The sequence below is a fragment of the Serratia sp. L9 genome (assembly GCF_050632285.1).
In the GTDB taxonomy this organism is placed as follows: Bacteria; Pseudomonadota; Gammaproteobacteria; order Enterobacterales; family Enterobacteriaceae; genus Chania.
The window spans coordinates 4,936,533-4,948,627 of record NZ_CP192591.1 but is presented as its reverse complement, the minus strand read 5'-3'; the positions used below and the strand labels follow the sequence as shown (position 1 = coordinate 4,948,627).

General features: G+C 50.4%; 8 protein-coding genes and 2 pseudogenes. 8 read left to right on the top strand and 2 right to left on the bottom strand.

The annotated features are described in order from the left end of the window. The first annotated feature begins 484 nt into the window (after nt 1-484). The 7 genes from ACQ86O_RS23490 (at nt 485) to ACQ86O_RS23460 (ending at nt 9,058) form a co-directional block, all read left to right on the top strand. Nucleotides 485-1,288 (top strand): winged helix-turn-helix domain-containing protein, encoded by an 804-nt coding sequence (locus ACQ86O_RS23490; protein WP_431225815.1) that lies wholly within the window; start codon nt 485-487, stop codon nt 1,286-1,288. A 684-nt stretch (nt 1,289-1,972) separates the two neighbouring features. After that, nucleotides 1,973-2,563 carry a common pilus major fimbrillin subunit EcpA gene (gene ecpA / locus ACQ86O_RS23485; protein ID WP_431223081.1) on the top strand — a complete coding sequence of 197 codons (591 nt, stop codon included), beginning with the start codon at nt 1,973-1,975 and terminating at the stop codon, nt 2,561-2,563. 207 nt (nt 2,564-2,770) lie between these two features. Continuing rightward, the gene (locus ACQ86O_RS23480) at nt 2,771-3,439 is read left to right on the top strand and encodes a hypothetical protein (protein ID WP_431223080.1); all 669 of its coding nucleotides are present in this window, start codon (nt 2,771-2,773) and stop codon (nt 3,437-3,439) included. Between the two features lie 128 nt (nt 3,440-3,567). After that, entirely contained in the window at nt 3,568-6,030 is a 2,463-nt protein-coding gene (locus ACQ86O_RS23475) for a CS1-pili formation C-terminal domain-containing protein (RefSeq protein WP_431225814.1), read from the top strand. Nucleotides 6,031-6,064: 34 nt separating this feature from the next. Further along, the gene (gene ecpD / locus ACQ86O_RS23470; RefSeq protein ID WP_431225813.1) at nt 6,065-7,663 is read left to right on the top strand and encodes a fimbrial adhesin EcpD; all 1,599 of its coding nucleotides are present in this window, start codon (nt 6,065-6,067) and stop codon (nt 7,661-7,663) included. A gap of 19 nt (nt 7,664-7,682) precedes the next feature. Then, complete coding sequence (locus ACQ86O_RS23465; protein WP_431225812.1) at nt 7,683-8,333, top strand: fimbria/pilus periplasmic chaperone; 651 nt, start codon at nt 7,683-7,685, stop codon at nt 8,331-8,333. Between the two features lie 137 nt (nt 8,334-8,470). After that, the gene (locus ACQ86O_RS23460) at nt 8,471-9,058 is read left to right on the top strand and encodes a LuxR C-terminal-related transcriptional regulator (protein ID WP_431223079.1); all 588 of its coding nucleotides are present in this window, start codon (nt 8,471-8,473) and stop codon (nt 9,056-9,058) included. A gap of 91 nt (nt 9,059-9,149) precedes the next feature. Here the strand turns inward: ACQ86O_RS23460 and ACQ86O_RS23455 are convergent. Both ACQ86O_RS23455 and ACQ86O_RS23450 read right to left on the bottom strand, forming a co-directional pair. Then, nucleotides 9,150-10,614 (bottom strand): annotated as a pseudogene (locus ACQ86O_RS23455) (HAMP domain-containing sensor histidine kinase). A 3-nt stretch (nt 10,615-10,617) separates the two neighbouring features. Next, entirely contained in the window at nt 10,618-11,331 is a 714-nt protein-coding gene (locus tag ACQ86O_RS23450; protein WP_431223078.1) for a winged helix-turn-helix domain-containing protein, read from the bottom strand. A 150-nt stretch (nt 11,332-11,481) separates the two neighbouring features. Between ACQ86O_RS23450 and ACQ86O_RS23445 the strand changes: the two are divergent. Next, nucleotides 11,482-12,091 (top strand): annotated as a pseudogene (locus ACQ86O_RS23445) (cytochrome b/b6 domain-containing protein). The last annotated feature ends 4 nt before the right edge of the window (nt 12,092-12,095 follow it).

Here is a 12,095-nt window from a genome sequence, read left to right as displayed (position 1 = left end):
CAGAGGATCCAATCATTTTATTCACCATTTCCCACTTTTGGTTTTTGCTGCGCGGCGACATAATGCGTTGATTTCTTTAACGAGCCTTTTCTGATAAACAATTGATGTAAGGTGAATTTATCAGGTTTCAACATGACTAATCTTAAATATGCAATATTTAAATCTTAAAAATTATAAAATGATAACTTATATTAGTTTTTTTATCTTAAAATTTCTTTTTTTAGGATAAAAAACTAACTTTAAGAAATTTCATGTGTCAATATATCAATGTCGATTCGGTTTGTATAATCTTTGTGGCGGGTTATGAGAAAATTCTTATTCCAGGGAAGGGGAAAATGCCAATGCTATTTTTTAAGGTGTTGCAGTATCAAACTGCAAAAAGTAAACAGGACTTACGAAGTTAACTTCTTACACTTTAGTTAATATTTTATTAACGAACGATGCCAGGATTAGATCGTCTTTATAGTGAAAACCCGTGAATAATATGAAATATAGATTTAATGACCGTATTATCTTTGATGTGGAAACAGGGACGTTAAGTCTGAGTGACCTCTTTGATGAACCTGTAACCATTTCTAACCCCTCAAAGCGTCTGCTGCGGCTTTTGATTGCTCACCAAGGGGATACCGTCAGCCGTGAAGCGATCTTCAAAAAAGTTTGGGATGATTACGGCATGATCTCCAGTAACAACAACCTTAACCAGTGTGTCAGCAAGTTACGCCGGGTAATAAAGGCATTGGGGATTGATGACGAAGTGATCGCGACGGTGCCAAAAGTCGGTTTTATGCTGCGCCCCGAGATCATGGTCGAACTCTGTGAGGCTGAAGAGCCCAAGGTTGCCGAGAGCCCCGAACCCTCTATACCTATCATCACGCATTCGCCCGTGCCTAAATCGTGCTTTGACATCCTGCCTAAAGTGCCCTTGCGTTATGTGTGGGCGTCGTTGGGTTTTATGCTGGTGATTGCTGCTGGTATCGCACTCTATATTTTTAACGCGCCCTCGCGAAGTGAAAGCTATCTGGGCAAGGCAGGCAATTGTACGGTATTTATGAAGAATTCTGCTCTACTGGCCGATACCGAGTTTGCCACCGAAGTTCTGGCCTACGCTGAACAACAAAAAATACAGTGCAGTGCTGACGAATACTTGCTGCTGATGCGTAGCAAACAGCTGAAGTCATATATATCCGGTGTTCCACGGTTGTTCTTTTTGCGCTGTAAGATCTTGCGCGAACACAACATCGAGGTTTGTACCGGATTAGAAAATGAAAATGGATCCTTCCTGGAATAGTTTCCATCACATTGACCCTTCTTACTTGACGTTGCAGTGTTGTTTTCTGCGAGAGTGAACCTCAGTCATTTGCCTGCTAAGCTTTATGGGTTAACCCCCTTACCGTCTAACAGCGGCCCCCATTATTTTAGGTATGGCTGTACCTTCCCCCGGTAAAAAATTTAACGTGGCTCTGAGCCATAATGGTGAAAATCGTTATGGCTTGGCCCGCTTATTGTTATGAGTATTGAATCGTCTTACCCCCGTAATAACCTCAGAGTGAGTTGTGTTGGTTATGTTCTTGGTATTTACCGTTCTTACAAATTCCCGATTTTCTTATTGCCACCGGTTTATTTTAAGTGTTTCCTTAGATTTATTAACAAATCATCCGAATGTTGGTAATAAAAATATAGGATAATTCTTTGGTAAATTTTATGTTATTAGAGGTTTATTGAGGTTAGTGACTGTTAAAACCTTAAACCCAGAATTTAAACCTAAATTTTTGCATTTTTGTAGTTAATGATTATTTTTTTCTTATTTTTAGTTAAGATTTTTCCGGTCAAGTAGGGCGATTCAGCTAAACATGCTGGCACTCATTCTTGGCGTTGTCCTCCCGCTAGCAACTGGTTTTTGCAAAGTGAGTGGTGATGACAAAGCGCTTCAAATTTAACGGACAAATTAAATCTATACATAAGGGAATTCACCATGAAAAAAATCACACTTGCTCTGGCAATCGTTTCAGCGTTCGCAGTAGTTGGTACCGCTCAGGCGGCAGACGTAACTGCACAAGCCCTGGCCACCTGGTCTGCAACCGCGAAGAAAGATACCACCAGCAAGTTGGTTGTAACGCCAATCGGCAGCCTGTCTTTCCAATATGCTGAAGGTATCAAAGGCTTCAACAGCCAGAAGGGCCTGTTTGACGTCACTATCGAAGGCGAAGGAACCGCTACCGATTTCAAACTGACCTCTAAATTGGTATCCAATACCCTGACTCAGTTGGATACTTCTGGTTCTACACTGGATGTTGGTGTTAATTACAACGGTGCTGCCGTAGAAAAAACGACCGAAACCACCATGATTGATACCAGCTCCGGTATTTTGGGTGGCAATCTGAGCGCGCTCTCCAGTGCTTACAATCAAGCGGTGCGTACCAGCGCACAAGACCAGTTCACTTTCAGCATCATCGGCGCAACGGCTGATGGTACAACCGCTGTGACTGACTTCAGCACCCTGCCTGAAGGTATCTGGAGCGGTGATGTGAGCGTTGAGTTCAACGCTACCTGGACCACTATCTGATAGTTCCCCCAGAGTTATACCCGTCGTCTTTCAAGCTGCAGCGTTGTTACCTGCGCTGACTAGCCCCAGCCCCTGGCTTAAGTCAGTTCCAGGGGGATGAGTGAGCTGGGTGCCTGGCTGTAACTTGAAATTCATAGGGTATATGCGTCTCAAGCAGGGGGAAACTCCTGCTTGTTTATCGCCCGCGAAAGATTTTGGAATACCGCTATGAACCGCTTCTATTTTTCTATTCCGCTGTTGCTGTCTTTATGCCAAAGCGCCCAGGCGCTGGATGTTGGGGCTATCAGTTCCTTTATGCACAGCGATACCGCGACCTTAAGTAAAGAGATTAAAAATACCACCGATAATGGCCGCCTGGTGAATATCAAAATAGAACGGCTTACCGATCCTTCTGAGTCAGGTACCGTCATTGCGATGGAATCGCAGGATGAAATGCTGCTATCGCCCGCCAGCTTGATGATGCCAGCGAATGCCTCCGACCTGATCCGTTTTTACTATAAAGGGCCGGACGATAATAAAGAGCGTTATTACCGGATAGTCTGGCTCGATCAGGCATTAACCGATGCCGGGCAGAATACGGCTAAACGCAATGCGGTTGCCACAACCTCGGCACGTATTGGCACCATTTTGGTGGTTTCACCACGCAAGGTGCAATTCAACCACCAATTTGCCAATGGCAAGATTAAAAATACCGGGAACGCCACATTCAAAATGGTGGCTTATGGCGCATGTAAAAATAAAAAAGACGGCAGCAACTGCAAAGAAAATTATTTTGTTATGCCTGGCAGGGATCGCTCTCTGACCAAAGTTGATATTAACGATAAAAAAAGCCATGTCGCGCTCTGGTATGGAGAACAGTTTATTCAGGTTAAGTAGACCTGCCATGGAAAGTGCAGTGAAAAAGCACATGGATACAGTTCAAGGAGTTAGACGTGAAGCCAGCCCTGGAAGGTAGGTTATTAAAAATTCTGGTTACCGTAGGCGTGTTTGTGACACCTGCCGTTATGGTTCCTGGGCAATTCGCCTTTGCCGCCGGGTTGACCCAAATTGACGGCGTGCTGATCCCTCAGGCTTTCAGTACGGCGTTAAGAGAAGGGATGAGTATCCCGGTATTGCTGCATTTTGAAAAAAACGACACCGCAAAAGATGACCAGCGTATTGGGCATGCGTTACTGCTGCTCGATAATGAACGGCTGAAAATCCGCCAGGTTATCCTGGAAGATAATGAGGGTGGCGCACAACTGACAGAAGCCACAATCAAGCAACTTAATGCCCTGAATGAGGTGGATTTTGACGATCAGCAACGGATAGTGCTGGCGGACGATGCCTGGCTGGCACTCAATTTCCGCCAGTTGAATCTGCAATTGGTGGTAAAAGAATCTGCCATGGGAACGGTATTGCGTGAGCGCTCCAGTGATATTGGCGCGTCGAGCGTGGATGCGTTAAGCAGTACGTTGACTTACAACCTGGGTATTTACGACAACCGCGCCAAAGCCAGCGAAGGTTTTACGTCCAGCTATTTATCGCTTAACAACGTGACTTCGCTACGTGAGCACCACGTCGAAGTGAACGGCTCGGTCTATGGCATTGGCAGCAGTAACCAGGACAGCACGCTGTATAAGGTCATGTACGAACGTGATTTTGCAGGCAGACGTTTCGCTGCAGGCATGCTGGACAGCTGGAATCTGCAATCGCTCGGGCCAGTGACCACCATCAACTCAAGCAAAATTTATGGCATGTCATACGGCAATCGTGCCAGCTCGACCGTGTTTGATAACACCCAATCGTTAACCCCGATAGTGGCTTTTTTCCCTTCGGCGGGTGAGGTTCACCTGTCTCGCGATGGCCGCTTGCTTAGCGTGCAGAATTTCGCCATGGGTAACCACGAAGTGGATACCGGCAATTTACCCTTCGGTATTTACGATGTGCAGGTTGAAGTGGTGGTCAATGGCCAGGTGATCAACCGGCGTACCCAACGGGTTAACAAACTCTATAACCCTTTGCATGCTTCCGGAGCACCCCTGTCCTGGCAGTTCTGGGGCGGGATGGTACGCATGAATGAATGGCGTGGGGAGAACGACCGCTACAGCGAGGCGAAAGACTCGTACCTGGCGGGGGCCTCTGCCGCCGGTAATCTGCAGCGGCTGAATTGGGCGCTATCAGGTTATTCGCTCGATAACAGCCAGGTTGGGGAGGGGCGCTTAAACCTGCCGATCACCGACTCCATCCAGGTCAGTGCTCAAGCGATGGTGGCCTCCGACAATTCGTGGAGCATTGTTAACACCGCCAGTGTGTCATTACCTGGTGGCTTCAGTACCCTGTGGGCGAATGAAGAAAAAACCACGATTGGCAGCAAACTGCGCCAGAACGATGCCCATAACCGGGCGATGGGCGGCACGCTGAACTTTGGGGCGTTCACGCCCAAACTCGGCACGCTCAGTGCCAGCTACAACGATGACAAGAAAAATAACAGCCACTATTACAACGTCGACTATTACCAGAACCTGTTCACCGGTCGTTACGGCACGCTGGGTGTGCGTGTCGGGATGCAGCGTTATAACAATGGCTATGCCGGCGGGAACACCGGTAAATACATCGCTCTCGATTTCTCGTTACCGCTGGGCAACTGGTTCAGCGCCGGGGTTTCCAACCAGAACGGTTACACCACGGCCAATATTGCGGCCCGTAAAGAGATTGCCGAAGGGCCAATCCGTACCCTTGGAGCCAACCTTTCGCGGGCCATCTCTGGGGATACCAATGGGGATAACAGCTTTAATGGCGGTGCTTATGCCCGTTTCGATACCAAATATTCTACCGGCACCGTCAACGTCAGCAGCTCTGCCGACGGCTTTATAAACACCAGCCTGACCGCGAATGGCAGCGTCGGCTGGCAGGGGCGCCATATTGCAGCCAGCGGGCGAGGCGAAGGGAATTCCGGGATCATTATCAACACCGGGCTGGAGAACGACGGCATGTTGACTGCACGCGTAGACGGCCGTGTCGTCAAACTGACCGGTGACAAGAACTACCTGCCGTTATCACCTTACGGCCAATATGTTGTGGAGTTAATGAACAACAAAAACTCGGCGGAAAGCTTTGATATCGTCACCCGGCGCAAGAGCAACCTGACGCTGTACCCAGGCAACGTGGCGGTGATCGAACCGCAAATCAAGCAGATGGTGACGGTGTTTGGCCGAATCAAGGCCGAAGATGGCACCTTGCTGGCCAACGCCAATATCAAGAATCACATCGGGCGTACCCGCACGGATGAAAAAGGCGAGTTCGTTATGGACGTAGATAAGAAGTTCCCGGTTATCGACTTCACGCATGGCAATAATCAGACCTGCGAAGTGTCGCTGGATCTGGCCAAGGCACAGGGTGCCGTATGGGTCGGTGACGTGGTTTGCCAGGGGCTAAAAACCTATGCCAGCAACGGGTTAACAGGAGAAATGGGTAATGAAAGCTAAAATCACGCGCCGGGTATTATTTATCGGCGGGCTGATGGCTATGGCCCCGGCACAGGCGGTTAATCCGACCAATCTGGGGGATGCTGCTGCGGTGAAGTTTGTTTTCGTTGAGAACAATGCCGACGATAACTTCTTTGTCACCCCTGCCGGGGTACTGGATCCCCGCATGACCGGGGCCAATAAATGGACCGGCCTGAAGTATGGCGGCTCTGGTACGATTTATCAGCAGAGCCTGGGTTATGTTGATAATGGCTATAACTACGGGTTGGTCGCCAACTACCGCTTTGATATGTGGTTGGAAAATGCGCCCATTAAAAACCCGTTCCTGGGGCTTCGTTGTATTAACTGGTATAGCGGTTGCGATATGGATACCAGTCTGATCCAGCCGGAAACCACCGATGAGAAAGGGTTTTATGGTGCGGTGGTTACCCCTGGTGGGCAAAAATGGATGCACGGCATGATGTCGCCGAGCTTTTATCAATACCTCAAACAGATGGGAACCGGCGATTCGTTTGGTATGCAGATCAACGGTTGCCAAACCAACGTTGCCTACAATGCCAGCAGCGGTGGGCGTTGCCAAAACCAGACCAGCGGTACCTGGTATCGGCGTAATGTCACCCACAGCAAGGCGGCCCACCTGCGCTTTATCAATACCAACGCGGTATCAGAAGTATTTGTTAACAGCGATGGGATACCGATCATTGGTGAAGGGAATGCGGATTGCAGGAATCAAACCATCGGTAGCCGCAGCGGTATCATGTGCAAAATGGTCAGTTACGAACTGCAGACGGATGGCAGCGTCAGCAATACCTCGATTCACATTTTCCCCTCGATAAACCATGCGGCGCTTGCCTCTGCGGCCAATGCGGCAGATCTGCAGTTCAGCCTGACGGGCAATAGCTGGAAAACCACGTCGGGTACCGCTAGTTACTACACCTTTAATGAGTTGAAGAGCAGTAACGCCGTTTACGTTTTCTTCTCCAGCAACTTCTTTAAACAGATGGTGAATCTGGGCATCACCGACGGTGGTAGCCAAGACCTGATTAACTTCCGCTTCCAGAACACCACTTCACCAGAGTCTGGCTGGTATGAGTTTTCAACCACAAACGAGCTGATCATCAAACCCCGGGACTTCAGCGTCAGCATTATTTCTGAAGATTATGACAACCGCCCGCATCGGGAAGGCCAGGTTGGCCCGGCGGAACCTGCGTTGGAATATGGTTATATCGTGACAACCAGCGGCAAAACCAACGCCGATGAGGTCAAGGTATCGGTAACCGGCCCAACCCAGTCATTGCTGGGGCGTAACTATTGCATTTTCTCATCGGAGGACCGGACGACGCAGGTGCCATTCCCGGCGCAGTTGAGCATTACGACCAGTACCGGGGCTGAGCAGTCGTTTGATGCGGGTTGTGATGGCCAATGGCACGATATGACCCATGCCTTGTGGAGCAGCACCCCGTGGAACGATATTTCCGGCGATGTGGGGGTGATGAATAAAACCAGGGTTAAATTCACCATCCCGATGAACAACCCCATCTCGCTGAAAACCGTTGAGGGTAATGCCTGGTATGGCGACGTCACCGCTGCCGGTGAAATACGTGTTGAAGCCACCTGGCGCAATATCAATTAAGGGGGCGAGATTGAAAACTCTGCTGCTTTGGCTACTGTGCCTGCCGTTTACCGCAGGGGCAATTAATGTGGGTACCATGACATTTGCCATGAGCCAGGATCAGGCCTTTGTGGCCAAACGGGTGCTGAATAACAACAGCAGCGCCCGAATTTACCAGGTATCCATCCGTGCTATCGATAAACCAGGGCAGCAGGAAGTGCGTAGCCGCCCGGCTGACGGAGAACTGTTATTTGCCCCGAAACAACTGACCTTGCAGGCCGGACAAGGGGAATATTACAAATTCTATTATCAAGGGCCGAAGGATAATAAAGAGCGTTATTACCGCGTGGCATTTCGCGAGGTGCCTACCAATACGCTTGGGGTTGCAGCACAGCAGAAAGCCGGCGCCAACCTGGAGCCGATCGTGGTCATGGATACCATTTTGGTGGTCAGGCCGCGTGAAACCAGATTCGCCTATCAACTCGACAAGCAACAAGGCACGATTAAAAACAGCGGCAATACATTTTTCAAATTCCTGTTGAAACCGGGATGTGACAGTCGCGACGAAGAGGGGATCACCGAATATTTACGCCCAGGAGATACCTTGAGCCATTCTGGTATCAAGTTGAAAGGGCAGAAATTCATTATCTATAACGACACTTTTATTAACGTGGATAAAAGCTGCAACTAGTTGTGCTGCGCGCAGGAGGGGCTATCCCTGCAACGGAATGAAAGTGAACGTTTAATTCAATAAGACCATACTTTAATAGGGTAATAAATAATGAGATCTATCGAGGAGCAGACTTTTATTTTTTTGAGCCGCACCCTTTGGCCCAACAAGGGTTACAGGCTCTTATTGACCCGCTCTGCAAACAAACCATTTATTTATCTACCCTGAAAGAGATCGTCTCTGCGCTCAATAATGAGGGTAAACAGACGGTGATCATGGAGTTGTATCATCACGAGGAGGAGCTGTATGAGGTGATGCAATTTGTGTTAACCGCCAAAATATACTGGCCAAAAGTCACCTTTGTGATTTTCACCGATGTTATCAATCACAGCATTCTGGCGCTGCTGGCTTCGCACTCTAACCTGTCTTTGGTTTCCAAGCTTGATGAGTTGGAGCATTTATTAGCCGCAATCTCAGCGGCCCGTTACGCAATAAATTACCGTAGCCCGGTCATGCGCCAATTGCTGCAGCAGCAGGTACAGCCATTATCTCGCGGCGAATGGCATATTTTACGATTAATGATCAGTGGCGCCGATGTGCGGCATATCGCCAGCGCAACTCATCGCAGCTACAAGACGGTCTGCAGCCATAAATTGAATATCATGCGCAAATTAGGGGTGAATTCCGTCGGTTTTATGCTGCTGGTACTGGTTTTCCGAACCCGCTTTGGGGGTAATTCTTTATAACCTGTCGTATTTCACGCCGCAGCGTGGTTACCTGCACTCAATTCCAGGCCCATCCGTGGCCCTAACCCTGTGAGGATTGCTGCATGCAGGTCTATTGCAGTGGAATGGCAAAGCGGAAACAGGCCCCGCTCTGTGGCTGATCCACTAGCTGGATATCGCTACCGTGCAGTTGCAAGATACGTTTCACAATCATCAGGCCTAAACCGCCAGCATGACGGCGGGCATGGTTGAGAATTGACGGGCGGATAAACAGGTCGGGACGCAGCTCCTGCGGGATGCCAGGGCCGCTGTCATTCACCTGAACCATCACCTTGTTGTCTTGTGGCCACAGGCGCACTTCGATTTCGCCACCTTCCGGCGTGTGGCGGATAGCATTATCCAGCAGATTGGTCAGCACGCGTTCCATCATGCTCAGATCGGCATTTACCAGGGGGATCCCTGGCCGAATATCGGCATGCAGCCGTTGTTGACGAGCCTCGGCGGCCAATTCAAATTTCTGGAACACGTCCTGCACCAGTTCACTGAGTGAGAACGGCTCTTTCTGCGGTTTCACTACGCCATATTCCAAGCGTGCCAGTTCGAACAATTCCTGTGCCAAGCGGCCTACCTTGCGGCTCTGCGCCAGCGCGATATCCAGATAACGCTGGCGATCGGTTGGCGTCAGGCTGGCGGATTTCACCGACAGCGTTTCGAGGTAGCCATGCAGCGAGGTCAGGGGTACGCAAATCGTGAGAGATGTTGGCGATAAATTCACGCCGTTGCTGATCCTGTTGTGATAGCGCCTGCCACTGCTCGGTAATGCGCTGGGCCATGCGGCGGAATGCCTGCTGCAATTGGCTGACTTCGTCACGGCTACTGCTGGTGACAGGCGTATTGGCATAGGCTTGCAGAGCGCTGATGCCATCGCTGTCCAATGCGCTGACCTGCTGGGTCAGATGGCGGATAGGGCGGGTCACCCAGCGGAAGGCAAACGCCCCGGCCAGCAGCCCAAACAACACTACCAGGCCCATCGACCATAGCGCCGAATAAAGCGCGGAGTTTACCTGGGCGCTGTTGGCCAGCGCATCGTAATCTTCCCCCAACAACACCACATACAGGTAGCCTTCGATTTCGCCATTGACCTTCAGCGGCGCTGCACTGAAAACTTTGCCAGTATCCATGTTACGCGGGTCGTCGCCATAAACCGGCAGTTTTGCCCCTTCCAGCAGCGCCTGAACCGGTAACAGATCGACTTTCTGGCGTTTAATATGGCCAGCCGGCGCAGCATTGCCGACGATATTACCCTGTTTATCCAACAGATAAACTTCGACGCTGGGGTTAACTGCCATCAACTGATCGAACAGCTTATGCACAGATTGATTGTTCCAGCCTTTCGTACCCAATAACGGATTGCTGGTGGCAATATGCTGAGCCAGATTGGCAGAAAGCCGTTGGATCACCGCTTGGCTGTACTGGGTGCTGCTACGCACCTGCAGCACACCGGAAATGGTGCAGCAGATCAGCAGCAGCAGGGCGAAAACCAGGGTCAGACGTTGTGTCAGCGTGAGATTTTTCATGATTCACTCTTGCGGGAAGGCCGCGAATTTATAGCCCATACCCCATACGGTGAGAATGTGCTCGGGTTCTGCCGGGTTGCGCTCTATCTTGATGCGTAGCCGATTGATATGGGTGTTGACGGTATGTTCATACCCTTCATGCTGGTAGCCCCAAACCTGATTGAGCAGACTCAGACGGGAGAACACCTTACCGGGATGACGGGCAAAGAAATACAGCAGATCGAACTCACGCGGGGTCAGTTCTATCGATTGTTGGTTCAACTGGACTTCGCGGGCGATGGGATCAATCACCAGGCCGTCAAAGCTTAAGGTTCCAGCTTCCATACGCAGGTTGCGGGCCATCGCTTCCTGGCGGCGGAACAGGGCCTTGACTCTGGCGACCAACTCCAGCATGGAAAAGGGTTTGGCAAGGTAGTCGTCTGCGCCAAGTTCGAGGCCAAGCACCCGGTGGACTTCACTGGAGCGAGCGCTGGTAATGATGATCGGCGTATAGCGGGCCATGTTGCGGGCGCGGCGGCAGATCTCCAGGCCATCAATACCCGGCAGCATCAGATCGAGGATCAGCGCGTCCCATCCACCCTGTTCCAGCATCGCCATGCCCAGGTTGCCATCAGCGGCATGGCTGATGTCATAGCCTTCGTCGCGCAGATGCAACTGCAGCAATTCGGCGATATTGCCGTCGTCCTCAACGATCAAAATTCGTTTTGCCTTATCCATTTATCCCCACCGTGGTTTTCTGGCTTTAATAAAGTCTACACAACCGACACGCCCGGAGTTATCACATTTTATTTAACTCTGCGTGAGGTCTTGGGGAACAAATCCGTTGAATACTGCATTCACCAGAAACAACAGGGGCGGAGGGTGCAGATGAGTATAGCTATCATGCCGGAAAAACCGAGGCTTGTTCACCCGTTGTGGCTCAGGCTGACCCATTGGTTGAATGCCTTGGCGATGCTGATAATGGTCACCAGCGGGTGGCGTATTTATAACGCTTCGCCACTTTTTAACTTTAGTTTCATCAACGAACTCACCCTCGGTGGTTGGCTGGGGGGCACTGCAGTGGCACTTTGCCGGGATGTGGCTGTTTGGCATTAATGGCCTGTGTTACCTGCTGATTAATCTGTTCAGTGGCCGCTTTAAACGCAAGTTCTGGCCGCTTAGCCCACGGCAGTTTTTTATCGACCTGTGGGCCGCATTGCGCGGCAAATTGCAACACGCCGATTTACGTCACTACAACATGGTGCAGCGGGCAGCCTATCTGTTTGTGATTGCCGACAGCATCCTGCTGGTGCTTTCCGGCCTGGTGCTGTGGAAGTCGGTACAGTTCCCGCTGTTGCGTATGTTGCTCGGGGGGTACGACGCGGCTCGCTATGTGCATTTCTTTGCCATGGCTGCGCTGGTGGGGTTTGTGGTGATACATCTGATAATGGTGGCGCTGGTGCCGCGTACTTTATTAGCCATGTTGCGCGGACGTTAAGGAG